The following is an 18,746-nucleotide window of genomic DNA, read 5'->3' as shown; positions in this document are numbered from 1 at the left end:
GGCGCCCCGGTCGGTGACCGGGGCGCCCTTCGTGGCGTCGCGCGGGGACTACAGGCCGAGCTCGGCCTCGAAGTTGCCCGCCTCCAGCCGCTCCTTGACCGCGACCAGGAAGCGGGCGGCGTCCGCGCCGTCGATCAGCCGGTGGTCGTACGACAGGGCCAGGTAGACCATCGACCGGACCGCGACGACCTCGCCCAGCTCCGGGTCGTTGACCACGACCGGACGCTTGACCACGGCACCCGTGCCGAGCATCGCCGACTGCGGCGACGGCACGATCGGGGTGTCGAAGAGGGCGCCCCGGCTGCCGGTGTTGGTCAGCGTGAAGGTCGCCCCGGCGATCTCGTCCGGGCTGATCTTGTTGGTCCGGGTGCGCTCGGCCAGGTCGGCGATCCGCTTGGCGATGCCGCCCAGGTTCAGGTCACCGGCGCCGTGGATCACCGGCACCATCAGACCCCGCTCGGTGTCCACGGCGATGCCGAGGTGCTCCGAGTCCGGGTAGGTGATCGTCCCGGCGTCGAGGTCCATGCTGGCGTTGACGATGGGGTACGCCTGCAGCGCCTCGACCGCCGCGAGGGCGAAGAACGGCAGGAACGACAGCTTCACGCCGTGCCGCTGCTGGAACGACTCCTTGGCCTGCGCCCGCAGCTTGGCGATCCTGGTGACGTCCACCTCGACCACCGTGGTCAGCTGCGCCATCTCGTGCAGCGACTGCTGCATCCGCTTGGCGATCGTCGCCCGGATCCGGGGAAGCTTCTCGGTGCTGCCGCGCTTGGCGCTCGGCTGGAGCTTGGCGGCGGGCTTGGCCGGAGCCGCCGCCGCGGCGGGCTGCTGCGCCGGGGCCGGCGCGGCCTTGGCGGCCTTCGCCTTCTCCGCCGCCTCCAGCACGTCCTGCTTGCGGATCCGGCCGCCGACGCCGGTGCCGTTGACCGAGGAGAGGTCGACGCCGTGCTCGCTGGCCAGCTTGCGCACCAGCGGGGTCACGTAGCCGGCGGCCTCCTCGCCGCCGCCTTGGGCGGGCGCCGACGGGCGCTGCGGGGACGGGGTCGGGGCCGACGGCACGGCCTTCTGCTCGGCCTGCGCGGGCCGAGCCGAGGTCTCGGCCTCCGCCGACGGCTCGTTGTACGACATGCCGGGGGTCGGCTCCTCGACCTTGGGCTCCGGCTTGGCCTCGGCCTTCGGCTCGGGCTTCGGCTCCGGCTTGGCCTCCGCCTTCGGCTTGGGCTCGGCCTTCGGCTCCGGCCTGGCCTCGGCCGGGGCGGCGCCGGCGGCACCGATCACGGCCAGGTCGGCGCCGACCGCGGCGGTCTCGTCCTCGGGGACCTTGATCTCCAGGACCGTGCCGGCCACCGGCGACGGGATCTCGGTGTCGACCTTGTCGGTGGAGACCTCCAGCAGCGGCTCGTCCACCTCGACGGTGTCACCGACCTGCTTGAGCCAGCGGGTGACGGTGCCCTCGGTGACGCTCTCGCCGAGAGCCGGCATCTTGACCGGGGTGCCCTCGCCCGACGGCGCCGGCGCGGCCTGCTCCTGCGGCTCCTCGACGGCCGGCTGCTCCGCCTCGGCCTGCGGCTCCTCGGCGGCCTCGGCGGCCTCCTCGGCCGGCTCCTCCTGCTGCGGGGCGGCCTCGCCGCCGCCGGTGGACTCGCCCTCGCCCGCGATCACGGCCAGCTCGCTGCCGACCTCGGCGGTCTCGTCCTCGCCGACCACGATCCGGCTCAGCACGCCCGCCGCCGGGGACGGGATCTCGGTGTCGACCTTGTCGGTCGACACCTCGAGCAGGGGCTCGTCGACCTCGACGGTGTCGCCCTCCTGCTTGAGCCAGCGCGTGACGGTGCCCTCGGTGACGCTCTCACCGAGCCGGGGCATGGTGACCGATACCGGCATCTTCAAAGACTCCTTCGTTCCCCTGGTGGGATCATCGCCCGTCGCCGGACGCCGCGGTTGTCGTGATCAGGCGTGTGCGTGCAGCGGCTTGCCGGCGAGCGCCAGGTGCGCCTCGCCCAGGGCCTCGTTCTGCGTCGGGTGGGCGTGCACGAGCTGCGCCACCTCGGCCGGGTACGCCTCCCAGTTGTAGATGAGCTGCGCCTCGCCGACCATCTCGCCGACCCGGGCGCCGACCATGTGCACGCCGACGACGGGGCCGTCCTCCACCCGGACGAGCTTGACGAAGCCGGCCGTCTTCAGGATCTGGCTCTTGCCGTTGCCGCCCAGGTTGTAGTTGTAGGTCTTGACCTTGTCGGCGCCGTACTGCTCCTTGGCCTTCGCCTCGGTCAGGCCGACCGACGCCAGCTCCGGGTCGGAGTAGGTGACGCGGGGGATGCCGACCTCGTCGATGACGGCCGGGTTCTGCCCGGCGATCTCCTCCGCGACGAAGATGCCCTGCTGGAAGCCCCGGTGGGCGAGCTGGAGGCCGGGCACGATGTCGCCGACGGCGTAGACGTTCGGCACGCTGGTGCGCAGCCGCTCGTCGGTCAGCACGTAGCCGCGGTCCATCTTGACGCCCTGCTCCTCGTAGCCGAGGTCGGCGGTGTTCGGGCCACGGCCGACGGCGACCAGCAGCAGCTCCGCCTCGACGGTGTCACCGCCGGCGATGGTGACCTTGACGCCCTTGTCGGTCTTCTCGACCTTCTCGAACGGCTTGCCGACCTTGAAGTTGATCTTCCGCTTGCGGAACGCCCGCTCCAGCGCCTTCGAGGACTCCTCGTCCTCGGCCGCGACCAGCCGGGGGAGCGCCTCGATGATCGTGACGTCCACCCCGAAGGACTTCCAGACGCTGGCGAACTCGACGCCGATCACGCCGCCGCCGAGCACGATGGCCGAGGCCGGGACCCGGTCGAGGGTGAGCGCGTGGTCGCTGGTGATGACCCGCTCGCCGTCGACCTCCAGGCCGGGCAGGCTCTTGGCGTACGAACCGGAGGCCAGGACGACGTTGCGGCCGGTGTAGCGCTTGCCGTCGACCTCGACGACGTTCTTGCCGACCAGCTTGCCGTGGCCCTCGACGATGGTGATCGACTTGTTGCCCTTGAGCATGCCCTGCAGGCCCTTGTAGAGCCGGGAGATCACGCCGTCCTTGTACGCGTTGACCCCCGCCATGTCGATGCCGACCAGCTCGGCCTTCACGCCGAACTGCTCCGACTCGCGGGTCTGGTCGGCGATCTCGGCCGCGTGCAGCAGCGCCTTGGTCGGGATGCAACCGTTGTGCAGGCAGGTGCCGCCGAGCTTGCCCTTCTCGACCAGCGCGACCTTCAGGCCCAGCTGGACGGCGCGCAGGGCGGTCGCGTAGCCGCCGCTGCCACCTCCGAGGATGACGATGTCGAAGGTTGCGTCGTTCGGCTCGCTCACGTCCAACTCCCAGGTCGCGTCACTGCTTCGGGGGTCACGGCGGGGTAACACGGACACACCCCACCTCGGTCATCTTGTCACCACCGCCCGCCGCCCGCGTAGTGAGGTGCCCAACGACACGTCCGTGGCACGTACGCTTGGCACTGGCTTCGATGACGCAGGGAAGGGGAGACGCTCGGTGGGACTGTTCCGGCGACGCAAGAAGACCCGGGCGGTCAGCCTCGACCGGGCCGCCGACCGCGCCGACCTGGAGCACCTCGAGGGCTTCGTCCGCAGCCGGCGCGGGGTCGAGGCGTACATCGAGCCGCGCACCACCGTCACCGAGACCACGGTCATGCTGATCGCCGACGACGGGGAGTGGACCCGCCGCCGCATCGACGGCCCCGACGGCGCCCGCCGCTTCGCGTACCGGATGGGCATCCCGGTCTACGACGTGCGGCTGATGGGCTACCCGCAGCGGATGCGCGACTACAACGAGCGCCGCAAGCGCCGCCCCGAGCTGTTCTGACCCGGCGTCGCGCGCCGGGGAACGGAAGAGGGCCCCTCGTCGACGAGGGGCCCTCTTCTTCCGCGTACGTCAGCCGTTGGCGGCGACGTCCTCCACGAGGTGCAGCAGCGTACGCACCGGCACGCCCGTGCCGCCCTTGGTCCAGTAGCCGGTCGGCTCGCCCGAGTGGTAGCTCGGGCCGGCGATGTCGATGTGCGCCCAGTCGACCTCGGCGGTGACGAACTCCCGCAGGAACACCCCGCCCTGGAGCATGTGCCCGGCCCGGTCCATGCCGGCGTTGACCTGGGAGATGTCGGCCACGTCGGAGTCCATGCCCTTGCGCACGTCGTCCGGCAGCGGCATCGGCCAGGCCGGCTCGCCGACCGCGTCGCCCGCGGTGCGGACCCGCTCGCACAGCTCGGGGGTGCCCATCACGCCGGCGATCCGCTTGCCCAGCGCGACGACCTGCCCGCCGGTGAGGGTGGAGGTCTCGAAGAGGTAGTCGCAGCCGTCCTCGCAGGCCCGCGCCATCGCGTCGGCCAGGATCATCCGGCCCTCGGCGTCGGTGTTGAGCACCTCCACCTTCTTGCCGTTGTACATGCTGATCACGTCGCCCGGCCGGTACGACCGCCCGGACGGCATGTTCTCCGCCATCGGCAGGTAGGCCGTCACGGCCACCGACGGCTTGAGCGCGGCGACCGCCAGCATGGTCGCGGCCACCGCGGCGGCGCCGCCCATGTCGGACTTCATCTCCCACATGCCCTGCGCCGGCTTGATCGAGATGCCGCCGGTGTCGAACGTGATGCCCTTGCCGACCAGCGCCACGCGCTTGCCGTTGCCGCCGCCGGCCGGGGTGTAGCTGAGCTTCACCAGGCGCGGCGGGGCCTCCGAGCCCTGCCCGACGGCGATGATGCCGCCGTACCCGCCGGCGGCCAGGGCGGCCTCGTCGAGCACCTCGACCGTCAGGCCGGCCTCCCGGGCGGCGTCCGCCACCGAGTCGGCGAAGGACGGCGGGCGCAGCTCGTTCGGGGCGGTGTTGACCCAGTCCCGGCTGCGCCGGACCGCGCCGCCGACCACCTGGGCACGGGCGATCTCGGCCTGTGCGCCGGCGTCACCGGCGTCCGGCACGGCGATCAGCACCTCCGCCACCGGCTCGCGCCGCGACGGCTGCGGCCGGGTCTTGTAGCCGGCGAAGCGGTAGCCGCCGAGCAGCGCGCCCTCCGCCACCGCGCGCAGCGCCGCCGGCGCGTCGGCGTCGTCCGGCAGGGGCAGCGCGAGCGCCACGCGCGGCGCGCCCGCGAGCGCCCGTACGGCCCCGCCGGCGGCCCGGCGCAGGGTCTCCGGTGCCGGGGCGGCGCCGGTCGGCTCCGGGCCGAGCCCGACGGCGGCGACCACCGGGGCGGTCACGGTGCCCAGCGTCGCCAGCTTGATCACCTCGCCGGGGGCACCGGTCGCGCCGAGCAGGGCCAGCGTCTCGGTCAGCCTGCCGTCGAAGGCGGCGGCGATGCTCTCCGCGCCGCTGGCCAGCAGCAGGGTCCCGGCCAGGCCGGCGGTGGCGTCCTGCTCTCCGGTCTGGCTGTGCAGGCCGATCACGATCGCGTCGACGGCGAGCTCGGCGGGGTCGGTGTCGACCAGGCTCAGGGTGGTGCTGGGCGATGTCACTGAAGCTACTCCGGGCGGGCCGGGCCGGTCGCGTCGTCGCGTACCGGCGATGGAGGTCTCCGGCGGAACGTACCCGCCGGAGGTCGGGGCTGTCCCGCCGACGGCTTCGACGGGTCCCGCCGATGCTAACCAGCCGTCCAGCTCCCGGTAAGTTCCCACCCATGACCGACGTGACCTCCGCCGCCGCCGCGACCCGGCTGCGCCGTTCTCCGCTGCACGAGCGGCACACCGCTCGCGGCGCCAAGTTCGCCCCGTTCGGTGGCTGGGAGATGCCGCTGGAGTACGCCGGGGGCGGGGTGCTGAAGGAACACACCTCGGTGCGGACCGGGGTGGGCGTCTTCGACGTCTCCCACCTGGGCAAGGCGCGGGTGACGGGGCCGGGCGCGGCGGAGTTCGTCAACGCCTGCCTCAGCAACGACCTGGGCCGGATCGGGCCGGGCCGGGCGCAGTACACCCTCTGCTGCGACGACGCCACCGGCGGCGTGGTGGACGACATCATCGCCTACCTGCACGCCGACGACCACGTCTTCCTCATTCCGAACGCGGCGAACACCGCCGAGGTGGTGCGCCGGCTCCGCGCCGCCGCCCCGGCGTCGGTCACGGTCACCGACGAGCACGAGGCGTACGCCGTCCTCGCCGTGCAGGGCCCGCGCTCGGCCGAGCTGCTCGACGCGTTGGGCCTGCCGACCGGGCACGACTACATGAGCTTCTCCACCGCGACGCTCAAGGGCGCCGCCGGGCCGGTCGAGCTGACCGTGTGCCGCACCGGCTACACCGGGGAGCTGGGCTACGAACTGGTGGTGCCGGCGGCCGACGCCGTCGCGGTCTGGGACGCGCTCTTCGCGGCGGGCCCCGACCTGCGCGCCTGCGGGCTGGCCGCCCGGGACACCCTGCGCACCGAGATGGGGTACCCGCTGCACGGCCAGGACCTGTCGCTGGAGATCACCCCGGTGCAGGCCCGCTCCGGCTGGGCGGTCGGCTGGGACAAGCCGGCCTTCTGGGGCCGCGACGCGCTGCTCGCCGAGAAGGCCGCCGGCCCGAGGCGTACGCTGCGCGGCCTGGAGGCGGTCGACCGGGCCATCCCGCGCCCCGGCATGGCGGTGCACGTCGGCGACGCGCAGGTCGGCACGATCACCAGCGGCACGTTCTCGCCCACCCGGAAGCAGGGCGTCGCCCTGGCGTTGCTGGACACCGCCGCGAACCTCGCCGACGGCGACCTGGTGGAGGTCGACATCCGGGGCCGCCGCGCCCAGATGCGCCTCACCCGCCCCCCGTTCGTGACCCCCTCGGTCAGGTGACCCGGGCCCCGCTCAGAGTGGGGGGCCGGGGCGTTCGCCGGCGTCGAGGACGGCCTGGGTCCAGCCGCCCTCGATGACGCCGGTGCCGTCGAGCACGGCCCAGTCGACGACGTCGGTGGCCTCCACGACGACCGGTGAGCCGATGCGCACGGTGGGGTCGGTGTTGGCGTCGCTGGCGCTGGCGGCCACGATCCGCTCCGGGGCGTCCCACGAGGTCACCCCGGCCCAGACGTACTCCGGGCCGTCGTCGCCGGGCAGGCCGTACTTGACCACGAGCTGCGTCTCCGGCGGGAGCTGGCCGGCGAGGAACCGGGCCCGGATGTCGCCCAGGCCGGCGCGGGCGGTGGCGACCGCCTTGCTCATCGCGTCGCCCGGCCGGGCGTAGCGCACGTCCGGCTGGATGCCGGCGAAGAGGGTGGCGCAGGCGGCGGCGTAGTAGCGGCCGTCCGGCCCCGCGTGCCCGGCCGGCGGGCGCAGGCTGAGGAACGAGTCGGCGTCGGGGTCGGTGGCCGGGTCCAGCTCCAGCCGCAGCAGCACCGGCGCCGTCGCGCCGTGCTGCTCCGGGTTGCCGTACGCCACCGCGATGTCGTGCCCGGTCACCGTGGCCAGCACCGGCAGCTGCACGAACGCGGGCACCTCCTCCCCGGAGAGCCCGTCGGTCCAGTCCCGCAGCAGCCGCCGGGCGGCGCCCGTCATGACCGCGCCCCAGGCGCGGGTCAGGTGGTCCGGCACGCCCTGGGTCTGCAACTCCAGCAGCCCGAAGCGGCGCAGCCCCTTCGTGGTGAACCAGAGCCCCTCGGCGTCGGAGGAGTAGGGGACCAGCACCCAGTCGACGAGCCGGATCCGCCCCTGGGCGTCGGGCAGCGAGCGCAACGCCGTCGCCGGGTCGAGGAACTGGAGGCCGAAGACGTCCACCACGTCGCCGTCGACGGACTCGGCGACGGCGGCGGCCACCGCCCGGGCCGCCCACTCGTGGGCCGGCGGCCAGCCGGGCCGGTACTCGGCCTGCACCACGACCAGGTGGCTCGCGGCGGCCAGCCGGGCGAGCTGCGCCTCGGTGGCGCCGAACGCGGTGAGCAGGTCCGGCGGCAGCTCCGGGAACTCGGCGATCGGCCGGGTGTCCACGCTCATCAGCGGGCTGTCGAGCATCTGCCGCGCCAGCCCGTGCACCGGCTCGGCCAGCCGGCCGCTGAGCCGGGCCACGGCGGTCTTCGCGCTCACCTTCGGCAGCCCCGTCATGGGCACCAGGTAGGTCGCGCTCAGCGACTCCGGAACCGGTACGGGCAGGAAGTCGTCCGTGATGAGCATGTCGTCCCCCGGATGGCCGCGCCGGTGCTGTCGTGGGAGAACGCTACCCGGCGCGGTGTGCCCCGTTCAGCCGGACAGCACCACTCCCAGGTAGACCAGCGTGGTGACCACCTCGACGGTCGCGCCGAGCACGTCGCCGGTGACGCCGCCGAGCCGGCGTACCACGTGCCGCAGCAGCCCCACCGCGACGGCGAGGGCGACGGCGACGGCGAGCGGCCCCTGCCACGGGCGGCCCGGCACGGCCGCGAGCGCCGGCAGCGCGACGGCCACCGCCCCGACGGCCAGGGCGACCGGCCCGACGGTGCCCGCGACCAGCGCGCCGAGCCCCTCCGGGCGGGCGGCCGGCACCCCGCGCCGGCAGGCCACCGCCACCCCGAGCCGACCGGCGGCCGTCGCCGCGACCACCGCCGCGAGCGCCGCGGGCCACGACCGCCCCGCCAGCTGCGCGAGGGCGGCCGTCTGCACCAGGAGTACGACCACCAGCGCGACCACCCCGAACGGGCCCACGTCCGGCTTCTTCATGATCTCCAGCGCGGCCGCCCCCCGCCGGTACGACCCCAGCGCGTCCACGGTGTCGGCCAGCCCGTCCAGGTGCAGCCCCCGGGTGAGCAGCGCCCCGGCGCCGACGGTCACCGCCGCCGCGACCAGCGGGGGCGCGAGCGCACCCGGGAGCAGCAGGATCCCGGCGAGGACGACGCCGAGCAGCGCGCCGGCCGCCGGGGCGAGCGCCATCGCCGTCCCCGCCACCGACCGGTCGATGCGACCGGCGCGGACCGGCAGGGTGGTGAAGGTGGTCAGCGCCAGCCGCGCCCCGTCGGCGAGCCGCGACTCAGCCGGCACGCCGGCCGGACGGGTCCACCGGTTCCGTCCCCGGCCCGGTGCTGGTGGGCCCGGGACCCGCCGGCTCCGGTTCGCGGAAGTCGGGTTCGGTACTGGTCGGTCCGGGGCCGGCGGGTTCCGGCTCGCCGAAGTCGGGCTCGTCGGTCTCCGGCTCGCCGTCCTCGCCGCCGCCGAGCGACGGGTGGGCCGGCAGCGCGGCGGCCAGCGCCAGCACCGAGCGCAGCAGCGGCAGCGCGGCCAGCGCGTTCGCGCCCTCGCCCAGGTCGAGCCGCAGGTCGAGCAGCGGCGTCAGGCCGAGCACGTCGGCGCCGAGCTGCACGGCCGGGTGCCCGCCGTGGTCGGCCAGCAGGCACCAGTGCCGGGCCTGCCCGGCCAGGTCGCGGGTGACCATGGCGGCGGCCACCCCGACCGGCCCGTCGAGCATGACCGGCACCCGGCGGGCGGTGGCGCCGAGCAGGACGCCGGTCGCCACGGCGACGTCCCCGCCGCCCAGCTCGGCCAGCACGTCCTTGGCGCTGCGCGGCGAGTGCCGGGTCCGGTGCAGGGCGTCCCGCACCGCCGCGCACCGCCGCATCCACGCCGCGTCGTCGATCTCGCCCGAGTCGGTGACCACCCGCCTGAGCACCGCCGGCGCCTCCGCGCCCGCCGTCGCCACCAGCACCGCCGCCGCGGCGGCCTCGGTGCCGGCGCCACACGCCCCGAGTACCAGCAGGCGTACGCCCGCGTCGGCGGCCTCCTCGGCGAGCCGCCAGCCGTACCGCAGGGCGGCCTCGACCTGCTCCCCGGTCAGCGTCGGCTCGGCCTCCATGGGTGCGGACTCCGGGGCCTGCACCACCTGGAGCTCGGCGCCGCTCTCGGCGGCCAGCCGGGCGAGCGCCCCCTGGCCGGCGCGGGCCTGCCGGGCCCGGCGCGCCGACTCGCCCGCCACGGTGCCGGCGGCGGCGCCGCCGAGGTGGTCGCCGTGCAGCAGCAGCACCCGCACCGAGCCCCACGGGGCCGGCGTGACGGTGCCCTGGGTGGCGGCGGCGAACCCGACCGCCCGCTCCAGCACGCCCAGCCCCGCCCCGGGCACGTCCAGGGTGGCGAGCCGCTCGATCGCCTGCGGGCCGGTGTACTCGTCGGGCATGGGCAGTTCCATGCCGGGCTGGATGACCAGGCCGGTGGCGACCATCGGCAGCGCCATGGTCGGGGCGGCCCAGGCGGTGCCGTTCGGCTCGGCACCGGCCGTCGCGGGCGCGGCCGGCGGCGGGGTGTCGGGGGTGAGCACGTCCGGGGAGGGTTCCGGCGCCTGCGCCGGCCCACCCGTGGCGGGTGCCCGCGTCGGACCGGCCTGCGGGGGCCCGGCCTGGGTGGGGTTGGCCTGCGCGGGGCCGGCCTGCACGGGCACGGTGGCCGGCTGCGGGGCGCCCGGCTTCAGCCAGGCCGCCTGGCCGGCGACCACGAGGACCACGGCGTCGCAGGCGTCGGCGACCGCCCGGTTGGCCGCCCCGAGCGCGTCGGTGAAGGCCCGCCCGAGCGGGGTGGTGGGCACCAGGGAGAGCCCGACCTCGGGGCTGACCAGCACCAGCCGGGCCGAACAGGAGCGGACCGCCGCCGCCAGTTCGGCGATGGTGGCGGTGTCGTCCGCCGGCTGGTGGGCCGGGTCGAGCAGCACGGTCGCCCAGCCGCCGAGGTCGTCGACGAGCAGCGTCTCGTTCGGCCCGGCGGAGGTGATCACGTCCGCGAGGCGGCGCGGGTCGTCCGCGGTCTCCTCGGTGGTCCAGGTCTCCGGCCGACGGGCGCGGTGCGCCGCCAGCCGGGCCGCCCACTCCGCGTCCTCGGCGGGCGCGTCGGCGGCGGTGGCCACGTAGCGGACCGTCGGCGCGTCGGCGACCAGTGACTCGGCGAACTCGGACTTGCCGGACCGGATACCGCCGAGCACCAGGACCGTGTGCCACCCGTCAACGGACATGCCCGTACTTTAGAGCCAGCGCCCGGGTGCGGCCCCCCGGAGGTGCGGGTGCGACCGGCCCCTCATCGGGTGAGCGGTTCCGACCGGCCGGCGAGCAGCCGGACGCCGGCCCACACCGACCAGCCGACGAAGGACGGGACCAGCACGAGCAGCGCCAGCACGCTGACCAGGAGGCTGAGCCACCCCAGCCCGGGGGCGGCCATGCCGAGGTGCAGGCCGACGGGCACCCCCAGCAGGCCGGTGCCGGCGGCGGCGCCGAGGGCCCCGAGCGCGGTCGGGCCGTGCCCCCGGAGGAGCGCCCCCACGCCGTGGTGCAGCAGCCAGCCACCCGGGGCGAGGCCGGCGACGAGGGCGACCGTGCCGGCCAGTTGGTCACCGGCTCCCGCGGCCCCGATCCCGACGCCCAGGGCGCCGGCGGCCATCGGGCCGGTGCCGGCGAAGAGGGCGACCAGGGCCGCCAGCAGGTGGTGCCGGGCCCCGCCACCGCGCCGTCGGGCCCGGTGGAAGCAGCTCGCCGCGACGGCCGGCAGCATGCCGCAGGGGGAGACCAGGAACAGGAACTCGGCGGTCTCCTCGCCGAGCACCGGCGTCAGCGCGAGCGCGGCCACCATGACGACCGGGACGGCGAGCAGCCCGGCCCCCGCGCACGCCGAGACCGGCCAGCTCAGCGGCGGGTCCGCCGGCCGGGCGGCCAGCCGCTGCTGCCAGGCCAGGACGGGCAGCTTGACCAGGGTGTCGACGGCGTACCGGTAGCGCAGCGGCGGCGGGGCGTCGAGCAGCACGGCGAGCGCCTCCTCGCGCCAGCGGGCCCGACCGCCGCGGGGGAGCAGCACCGCGGCGGCGGCCAGCGCGCCCGCCAGGAGCCGGTCCGTCAGCCCGCGCACGACACGCTCCCGGCGGCGCTCGCGGGGCCGGCCAGCCGGCGTCGGCCACGGGCTCGTTGCCGCGCGTCGACCTCGGCGAGTGCCGCTCGTGCCTGGGCGACCCCGTCGCCGGCCGGGGCGGCCGGCCCGCCGGTCAGCCGGTAGTAGCGGCGGCGGGGACGGCCCTCGGCGTGTCGGTCGATCTGCTCCCACCGGCTGTCGACCCAGCCGGCCGCCTCCAGCCGCGCCATGATCGGGTAGATCGTCCCAGGTGGCAGCCCGGTCGCCTCGACGATCTCCAGCCCGTAGCGCTCCCGGGCGGGGTCGGCGAGCAGGGCGCGCAGCACCAACTGCACCTGAAGGGTCAGCCTCATGCTCGTACTCTATATAGGGTCCGGCCGTCCCGTCAGCCCCGGTCCGGCCGCTCTTCCGTGGCGGTCGCGGGACGGGCGGGGCGGCCCTAGCGGGGTGTCTGGTACTGGAAGTCGTTGGGGTTGACCGCCGCCGGCTTCGGGTCCTCCTGCCAGGCGCCCTCGCCGGGCCGGGCGACGAGGGCGTCCAGCAGGTCCTCCCGTTCCATGTGCGCGGCCCCCACGATGCCGCCGCGTACCGCCATCGCCCGCAGCGCCTCGGTGTCCTTGTCGTGCAGCGGTTCGTCCATCGTCGCCCCCTCCAGGCCCGTCGGCGGTCCGCGACCGCCCCGTCGCGCGTCAGGAGGCCCATACCCGGACCGGGACCGACGAACCCCACGCCACCCGGGCGGCGCGCGGTTCCTCGGCCCGGCCGTCCCGGCCGCCGGACGGATGTCGGGCCGCCCCGCGCCCGGCCGACTACGCTGGCGGGGGTTCGTCCCACGGGACATCAGCGGCGAGGGGAGACGCGGCATGGCGTGGAGCTGGCGGTACGAGGGCGCGAACGGTGAGTCGGTCGAGGGGCCGGCGGAGTCGTTCAGCAGCCAGGCGGACGCCGAGTCCTGGATCGGTCAGGCCTGGCGGGAGCTCGCGGCGTCCGGCGTCACCTCGGTCGCGCTCGTCGAGGACGACCGGGTGGACTACCGCATGAGCCTGCTGCCTCCGGCGGAGTGATGGCCGGCGACCGCCCGGGAGGCGAGCCGCTGGTGCTCGGCGTACCCCGGGCGGCGTTCCGGCCCAGCCCGGTCTTCCTCGCCCTGGTCGCGCTCTTCGTGACCAGCGGGGTGCTCACCTGGAACGGGTTCGGCAACGTCCGGCTCGACGTGTTCCTCTTCGTCGTGTCCGGCTGGCTGGTCTCGCTCTGCCTGCACGAGTACGCCCACGCCGTCGTCGCGTTCCGGGCCGGCGACCGCAGCGTCGCCCACCGGGGCTACCTGACGCTCAACCCGCTGAAGTACAGCCACCCGCTGCTGTCGATCGCGCTGCCGGTGGTGGTCGTGCTGCTCGGCGGCATCGGCCTGCCCGGCGGGGCGGTCTGGGTGGACCGGCACGCCATCCCGGGGCGGCTGCGGCACACCCTGGTCAGCCTCGCCGGCCCGGCCACCAACGTGCTGTTCACGCTCGTCCTGGTGCTCGCCGTACGCCTCGGGGCCGCCGGCGGCGGGCCCGTCGAGTTCTGGGCGGCCGTGGCGCTGCTGGCGTTCCTCCAGCTCACCGCGAGCGTGCTCAACCTGCTCCCGGTGCCCGGTCTGGACGGCGGCAACATGATCCAGCCGTGGTTGAACCCGCAGTGGCGCAGGATGTACGACCTGTTCGCCCCGTTCGGCTTCATCCTGCTGTTCGCGCTGCTGTGGAACCCGCGCATCGGCGGCTGGTTCTTCGACGCGGTCTTCGCCGTCGGCGACTTCCTCGGCCTGCCCCCGTGGCTCTACGCCCTCGGCCTGGACCTGGCCCGCTTCTGGCAGGGCTGACCGACGCCCCGCCCCGGGCCCGGCGTGCGGTGGCGCTGTCCGGCCCGGCCGGCCGCCTCGACGGGGCCGGCCGGGCCGGGACGCGTCACGGACGCTCGGCGGGAGACTCCGTGCGGGCCGGGTCGCGCTCGACGATCGGGTCGATGATCTCGTCGATCGCCTTGAGCAGCTCGGCGTCGAGCTTCACGCCGGCCGCCTTGACGTTGTCGTGCACCTGCTCCGGGCGGGAGGCGCCGACGATCGCCGAGGAGACGTTCGGGTTCTGCAGCACCCAGGCGACGGCGAGCTGCGCCATGCTCAGCCCGGCCTGCTCGGCCAGCGGCTTGAGCCGCTGCACCCGGGTCAGCACCTCGTCGGTCATGAACCGGGAGATGAAGCCCGCCCCCGACTTCTCGTCGGTGGCCCGGGAGCCGGCCGGCGGCGGCTGACCCGGCAGGTACTTGCCGGAGAGGACGCCCTGGGCGATCGGCGACCAGACGATCTGCCCGACACCCAGCTCCTCGCTGGTGGGGACGACCTCGGACTCGATGACCCGCCAGAGCATCGAGTACTGCGGCTGGTTGGAGACCAGCGGGATGTGCAGCTCCCGGGCGAGCTGGTGGGCCTCGCGGATCTGCGACGCCTTCCACTCCGAGACGCCGATGTAGAGCGCCTTGCCGGAGTGCACGACGTCGGCGAAGGCCTCCATCGTCTCCTCGAGCGGCGTGCTGTAGTCGTACCGGTGGGCCTGGTAGAGGTCCACGTAGTCGGTGCGCAGCCGGCGCAGCGAGCCGTTGATCGACTCCATGATGTGCTTGCGGGACAGGCTCCGGTCGTTGCGGCCCGGCCCCGTGGGCCAGTACACCTTGGTGAAGATCTCCAGCCCCTCGCGCCGCTCGCCCTCCAGCGCGCGGCCCAGCACGTCCTCGGCGCGGGTGCCCGCGTACACGTCGGCCGTGTCGAAGGTGGTGACGCCGACGTCGAGGGCGGCCCGGACGCAGGCGAACGCCGCGTCCTCCTCGACCTGCGAGCCGTGGGTGATCCAGTTGCCGTACGAGATCTCGCTGACCATCAGGCCGGAACGGCCCAGGTGACGGAATTCCATGAGTCGACCCTAGCCCGTTCGGATCATGCCCACCGCTCGTGGCGGGCCCCGGTGTCGCTCAGAGCACGGGGCTGGTGTCGACGAGCAGCCGCTCGATCTCGGCGACGACCTCGTCGCGGTCGCGGTGCACCGGCTCGATCAGCGGCTCACCCCGGCGGTCGAGCGCCCCCCAGCGGCCCATGCCGTCGCCGACCAGGAACGCGACCGGGTGGATGACCAGCGCCGGATGGGTGGGCGGGACCAGCACCCTGCCGGCCCGGTTCACCACGCCGCGTCGGCCGGCCACGTCCACCACGGCCAGCCCCTCCTCGGTGAAGCCGTCGACGTACCGGCCGTCGGCCAGCACGGTGGAGAAGCCGTGGTGCCGGGTGGGCACCACGATCCGGCCGTTGCGGTCGACCGCCCCCCAGCCGTCCCGGCGGACCACGGCCACGCCGCGCTGGAACGGGCGTACGTCCGCGAAGCCGTGCGGCACCACCACCTCGCCGGTGGCGTCGATCGCCACCCAGCCCGCGTCGCCGCCCTCGGACACCCAGGCCAGCCCGTCGGAGAACGAGCGGACCACCGGGTACGACGGTTCGAGCACCGTGGCACCGGTGCGGTCGACCAGCGACCACCGCTCGGCCTCGGGGCGCCGCACCCAGGCCAGCCCGTCGCGGAACGGCTGCGCCTCCGCGTACTCGGCCGCGATCACCATGTCGCCGTCCGGGTCGGAGAAACCCCACAGGTCGCCGTCGCGGGCCGGCGCCGGGGGCCGGTCACGCTCCAGCACATCCTCGCGGCTGCGGGGGTACGGCCCGAAGCCCGTCTCCGCGACCCGCTGCGCCACCGCGTCGAGGCTCAGCCGGATCCGGGACTGCAACTCGGGGTCCTGGGTGCCCCGCAGGTCCAGAGCCCGCTCGAAGTGGTGGCATGCCTCCATCAGCCGGCCCTGGTCGTAGCAGGACCGCCCGGCGTGCTCGTGCAGCACCGCGCGCAGCCGGTCGGGCAACTCGGTGGAGTTGGCCTCGGCGAAGAGCCGGTCGGCCTCGACGTACTCGCCGCGCCAGCGCAGCACGTGCGCCAGCCGCGCCTGGGCCACCGCCGTACGCCGCAGTTCCCCGGTGGCCTCGGCGTAGGTGAGCGCGAGCCGACCGTCCGCTAGGGCGTCGTCCAGCTCGCCGAGGATCCGGGACACCACCGCCCGCAGGCTGAGCAGCCGGGCGCGCGACTTGTTGTCCACGGCCGCGCCCAGCTTCTCGGTCAGCCGCCTCCGTATCGTCCGGAACTCGTCCGGCTCCTTGACGATCTCCCGGAGGGTCGCCGGGTCGAGCCGCCAGCGGTAGCTCGCCAGCAGCTGCTCCGGATCACCCTGCGCCGCACTCGGACGCCCGCCGTCCCGCGACCCGCCGGGCAACCCGCCATCCCGGGACTCCGCGCCGCTTGCTCCGGCGCCGCTTGCTCCGGCGCCGCTCGTTCCGGCACCGCTTGCCCCGGGGGTGCTTGCTCCGGCGCCGCTCGTTCCGGCGGCCCGTGGTGCGGGTGCCGGCAACGTTTCCGTGGATGGCGCCGGGGCTGCCGGCGGCGCGGAGACGGGCCGGGCCGGCACGGGGTCGCTGGCGGGTGCGGGGACAGGCCGCGTCGCCTCGACGGGCGTGGTGGGCGGGGCCGGCGCCGGTGCGGCCTGCGGTGCGGCCTGCGGTGCGGCCTGCGGTGCGGAGACCGAATTGCTCGGCGGGGCCGACACCGGTTCGGCCTGTTTCGCGGTAGCGACAAACGTGTCCTGCGCCGGCGCGTACGAAGGAGGCGTAACGGGCGGTCCGGCGACAGGCGGGTCCGGCGGCGTAGGAACTGGCTGGGCCGGTGACGTGGAGGTGGGCTGGGCCGGTGGCGCGGCGTCAGGCGGGACCGCCGACGCGGAGGTGGGCTGGGCCGGTGGGGCGGAGACAGGTCGCGCCAGTGGTGCGGCCGGGACCGGCTCGCTCGTCCCGGCCGGCGCCTCAGCGACAGGACCGGTCCGGAACACCTGCGCCGGTTCCGCGGAAGCGGCGGCGACGGGGGCGGCCGGCGGCGCTGACGCCGATGTCGCGGTGCTGGTGGGCGATGCGGCCGTCGGAGGCGGCTCGGCCGCGACGGGTGGAACACCACGGGTGTCAAAGGTCCTCGGTGACAACCATGGTGTTCCACCGACGGGCTCTGCCGGGGCGTTCGGCACCCGTTCGACCGGTCCGGACGGGGGAGTCGTGGCGTGGGCAGGCGTTCCCGGGCCAGGGACGTAGGTCGCGGGGGCGTCATGACCGGAGTCGCGTGGGGTCGGGTCGTCCGACGTCGGCGGGGCGGCTGCCGGCCGCGCCGCCGCATCCGGGGCGGTTTCATCCGTCGAGACGGGGGCGGGCACGGCCGGCCGTGTCTGAACCGCTTCCGCCGATGGCTCCGACACCGGGCGTACGACCGGCACAGTGACCGGCGGGACGGACGGTGGTGCCGACACAGGTCGGGCAGGAGGCGCGGAGAGCGGGCGCGACGCGGGCGACGTGGAGCTGGTCTGCACGGGAGGTGCGGAGGAGGGCTCGGCCGGTGCCACGGAACCGCCCCGCACGGGCGACTCGGCTGGAACGGGTACGAGCGGCGCCGACGGTGCGGGGGTGGGCGGCGCCGACGGTGCGGAGATGGAGGGCCCAGGCGGTGCGGAGATGGGCGGCGCCGACGGTGCGGAGACCGGGGGCGCGGACGGCGATGGAGTCGCGGACGGCGGAGGAACGGCCTGCACGGGCAGCCCGGAGACCGGCTGCTCCGGTGGTGCGGCGACCGGCGGCGGCTCCGCCGGAGCTGCCCCCTCAACGGTCGATGGGACCGGGCCGGAAGGCGCAGGGGCAGGCGCGGAGGCTGGACCGGGGGGCGGGCCGGACACCGGGAGGGGTACGGAGGGCGCCTGCCCAGCGGACGGACCGGACACCGGCTCGAAGAGGGAGGACGCGGACGGTGCCGGCGTGGCGGGCGGGGCCGGTACGACCGCAGGGCCGGACACCGGCGGGCCGGCCGCCGAGACCGGGGTAGGCGGTCGGTCGGTGACCGGCGGGCCGGCTGGGGAGACCGGGGCAGGTGCCTCTGGGGCGGCCTCGATCGGCGGTTCGGGGCGGTCGTCAGCGGGCTCGGGCGAGGCGGCACCGTCGTCGGCAGAACTCGGGACGAACGCGTCGAGGCCCAGGGACGGCAGGTTGTCCAGGCCTGACGAGTCACCTGGAGCCGCCGCGCTGCTCGAAGCCGCCGCAGTGTCTGGAGCCGACGTGCCGCTCGGAGGCGCCGTGCCGTTCGGGGCCGCTGGGCTGCTCGAAGCCGACATGCCACTCGGCGCCGCCGGGCTGCCCGGAGCGGACGTGCCGCTCGGACCCGCCGCAGTGCTCTGAGCCGACGTGCCGTTCTGAGCCGGCGGGGCACTCGGGGCCAACGTGGCGGTCGGGGGAGCGTCAGCCTGGCTGGCGGGCCGCGCCTCGTCCGGCGCGGCCGGGGGAGGTGGCACGGGCCGGGAGGGTCGGAACCAGGCGTCCGACCCGCTCGGCGTGGATGGTTCGGGACGCGGCGGGGCGGCCGGCCTGGGCGGGTCGCTCGGCGGGGGCGGGACGTACCGCCTGGGCCTGTCGGGCGCGATGGGCAGCCGCGGTGCCGGGGCGTCCTGCCCGGCCGTGCCGGCGGCCTGCGGGTTCTCGGGCGAGCGGGGCGATGCGGTCGGCGGGGTGGCGGACGGCCGCCCGGACGGCGTGGACGTCGCGGGCTGTGCCACGGATCGGGCCTCGCCGGGGCCGGCGCCCGGGTGCGGCGTCGGCGCGTCCGGCTGGGCCGCTCCGGGGTGTGCCGGGGTTGGACCGGGCGCGGTGCCGGCCGTCGCCTGCCGGGCCGGGCCGGCCGTGTCGGCGGTCGCCTCGGGTGGCGGACCGGACACCCTGCTGGCGGTCGCCTCTGGTGCCGGCAGGAACTCCAGGCGCAGCCGGGCGGCGGGAGGCGCCGAGATCGGCGTGACGTCGTCCTCGCGGGTGGGGTGGGGCACCCGGT

The 18,746-nt window shown here is 75.6% G+C and carries 14 protein-coding genes and 1 pseudogene; 4 read left to right on the top strand and 11 right to left on the bottom strand.

Going from position 1 to position 18,746, the window contains the following annotated elements; all coding sequences use genetic code 11:
- Positions 1-48 precede the first annotated feature (48 nt).
- Together sucB and lpdA are read right to left on the bottom strand one after the other, a co-directional pair.
- Entirely contained in the window at positions 49-1,884 is a 1,836-nt protein-coding gene (sucB, locus tag ACSNN9_RS22665) for a 2-oxoglutarate dehydrogenase, E2 component, dihydrolipoamide succinyltransferase (RefSeq protein WP_436675275.1), read from the bottom strand.
- Positions 1,885-1,950: 66 nt separating this feature from the next.
- The gene (lpdA, locus tag ACSNN9_RS22660) at positions 1,951-3,342 is read right to left on the bottom strand and encodes a dihydrolipoyl dehydrogenase (RefSeq protein WP_357880187.1); all 1,392 of its coding nucleotides are present in this window, start codon (positions 3,340-3,342) and stop codon (positions 1,951-1,953) included.
- Between the two features lie 178 nt (positions 3,343-3,520).
- Here lpdA and ACSNN9_RS22655 point away from each other — a divergent pair, with 178 nt between their 5' ends.
- On the top strand, positions 3,521-3,850 hold the full coding sequence (locus ACSNN9_RS22655) for a hypothetical protein (protein ID WP_121400443.1): 330 nt from the start codon (positions 3,521-3,523) through the stop codon (positions 3,848-3,850).
- A gap of 69 nt (positions 3,851-3,919) precedes the next feature.
- Here the strand turns inward: ACSNN9_RS22655 and ACSNN9_RS22650 are convergent, their stop codons facing one another.
- Entirely contained in the window at positions 3,920-5,491 is a 1,572-nt protein-coding gene (locus ACSNN9_RS22650; RefSeq protein WP_436675274.1) for a leucyl aminopeptidase, read from the bottom strand.
- A gap of 161 nt (positions 5,492-5,652) precedes the next feature.
- Here ACSNN9_RS22650 and gcvT point away from each other — a divergent pair, with 161 nt between their 5' ends.
- Positions 5,653-6,789 carry a glycine cleavage system aminomethyltransferase GcvT gene (gene gcvT, locus ACSNN9_RS22645; RefSeq protein WP_436675273.1) on the top strand — a complete coding sequence of 379 codons (1,137 nt, stop codon included), beginning with the start codon at positions 5,653-5,655 and terminating at the stop codon, positions 6,787-6,789.
- Between the two features lie 12 nt (positions 6,790-6,801).
- On the opposite strand, the gene ACSNN9_RS22640 is transcribed toward gcvT, so the two are convergent.
- From ACSNN9_RS22640 to ACSNN9_RS22615, 6 genes are all read right to left on the bottom strand, one after another.
- Positions 6,802-8,097 carry a DUF2314 domain-containing protein gene (locus ACSNN9_RS22640; protein WP_436675272.1) on the bottom strand — a complete coding sequence of 432 codons (1,296 nt, stop codon included), beginning with the start codon at positions 8,095-8,097 and terminating at the stop codon, positions 6,802-6,804.
- Between the two features lie 66 nt (positions 8,098-8,163).
- Positions 8,164-8,937 carry an adenosylcobinamide-GDP ribazoletransferase gene (cobS, locus tag ACSNN9_RS22635; protein ID WP_436675271.1) on the bottom strand — a complete coding sequence of 258 codons (774 nt, stop codon included), beginning with the start codon at positions 8,935-8,937 and terminating at the stop codon, positions 8,164-8,166.
- Positions 8,927-10,888 (bottom strand): bifunctional adenosylcobinamide kinase/adenosylcobinamide-phosphate guanylyltransferase, encoded by a 1,962-nt coding sequence (locus ACSNN9_RS22630; RefSeq protein ID WP_436675270.1) that lies wholly within the window; start codon positions 10,886-10,888, stop codon positions 8,927-8,929. Before ACSNN9_RS22630 ends, cobS begins: the two co-directional genes overlap by 11 nt.
- Positions 10,889-10,950: 62 nt before the next feature.
- Positions 10,951-11,772, bottom strand: a complete 822-nt coding sequence (locus ACSNN9_RS22625) for a hypothetical protein (protein ID WP_436675269.1) — start codon at positions 11,770-11,772, stop codon at positions 10,951-10,953.
- On the bottom strand, positions 11,760-12,125 hold the full coding sequence (locus ACSNN9_RS22620) for a PadR family transcriptional regulator (protein WP_436675268.1): 366 nt from the start codon (positions 12,123-12,125) through the stop codon (positions 11,760-11,762). The genes ACSNN9_RS22625 and ACSNN9_RS22620 overlap by 13 nt, the downstream gene beginning before the upstream one ends.
- Positions 12,126-12,211: 86 nt before the next feature.
- Positions 12,212-12,412, bottom strand: a complete 201-nt coding sequence (locus ACSNN9_RS22615) for a hypothetical protein (protein WP_121400450.1) — start codon at positions 12,410-12,412, stop codon at positions 12,212-12,214.
- Positions 12,413-12,635: 223 nt separating this feature from the next.
- Between ACSNN9_RS22615 and ACSNN9_RS22610 the strand changes: the two genes are divergently transcribed.
- On the top strand, positions 12,636-12,836 hold the full coding sequence (locus ACSNN9_RS22610; RefSeq protein ID WP_132236111.1) for a hypothetical protein: 201 nt from the start codon (positions 12,636-12,638) through the stop codon (positions 12,834-12,836).
- Positions 12,836-13,633, top strand: coding sequence for a site-2 protease family protein (locus ACSNN9_RS22605; protein WP_436675267.1), 798 nt, complete (start codon positions 12,836-12,838; stop codon positions 13,631-13,633). Before ACSNN9_RS22610 ends, ACSNN9_RS22605 begins: the two co-directional genes overlap by 1 nt.
- An 85-nt stretch (positions 13,634-13,718) precedes the next feature.
- Here the strand turns inward: ACSNN9_RS22605 and ACSNN9_RS22600 are convergent, their stop codons facing one another.
- The gene (locus ACSNN9_RS22600; RefSeq protein WP_436675266.1) at positions 13,719-14,717 is read right to left on the bottom strand and encodes an aldo/keto reductase family protein; all 999 of its coding nucleotides are present in this window, start codon (positions 14,715-14,717) and stop codon (positions 13,719-13,721) included.
- 58 nt (positions 14,718-14,775) lie between these two features.
- Positions 14,776-16,506, bottom strand: a pseudogene (locus ACSNN9_RS22595) (WG repeat-containing protein); the annotation flags it as partial.
- Between the last annotated feature and the right edge of the window lie 2,240 nt (positions 16,507-18,746).

This window comes from Micromonospora sp. URMC 107, from assembly GCF_051386315.1.
GTDB lineage: Bacteria > Actinomycetota > Actinomycetes > Mycobacteriales > Micromonosporaceae > Micromonospora.
This window is presented reverse-complemented; position numbering and strand designations above follow the sequence as displayed.

Bases quoted from the DNA above. Each gene is read 5' to 3' on its own strand.
- ACSNN9_RS22605 (WP_436675267.1), top strand. From the start codon at position 12,836: ATGGCCGGCGACCGCCCGGGAGGCGAGCCGCTGGTGCTCGGCGTACCC.
- ACSNN9_RS22640 (WP_436675272.1), bottom strand. From the start codon at position 8,097: ATGCTCATCACGGACGACTTCCTGCCCGTACCGGTTCCGGAGTCGCTG.
- sucB (WP_436675275.1), bottom strand. From the start codon at position 1,884: ATGCCGGTATCGGTCACCATGCCCCGGCTCGGTGAGAGCGTCACCGAG.
- ACSNN9_RS22630 (WP_436675270.1), bottom strand. From the start codon at position 10,888: ATGTCCGTTGACGGGTGGCACACGGTCCTGGTGCTCGGCGGTATCCGG.
- ACSNN9_RS22610 (WP_132236111.1), top strand. From the start codon at position 12,636: ATGGCGTGGAGCTGGCGGTACGAGGGCGCGAACGGTGAGTCGGTCGAG.
- gcvT (WP_436675273.1), top strand. From the start codon at position 5,653: ATGACCGACGTGACCTCCGCCGCCGCCGCGACCCGGCTGCGCCGTTCT.
- ACSNN9_RS22620 (WP_436675268.1), bottom strand. From the start codon at position 12,125: ATGAGGCTGACCCTTCAGGTGCAGTTGGTGCTGCGCGCCCTGCTCGCC.
- ACSNN9_RS22615 (WP_121400450.1), bottom strand. From the start codon at position 12,412: ATGGACGAACCGCTGCACGACAAGGACACCGAGGCGCTGCGGGCGATG.
- ACSNN9_RS22600 (WP_436675266.1), bottom strand. From the start codon at position 14,717: ATGGAATTCCGTCACCTGGGCCGTTCCGGCCTGATGGTCAGCGAGATC.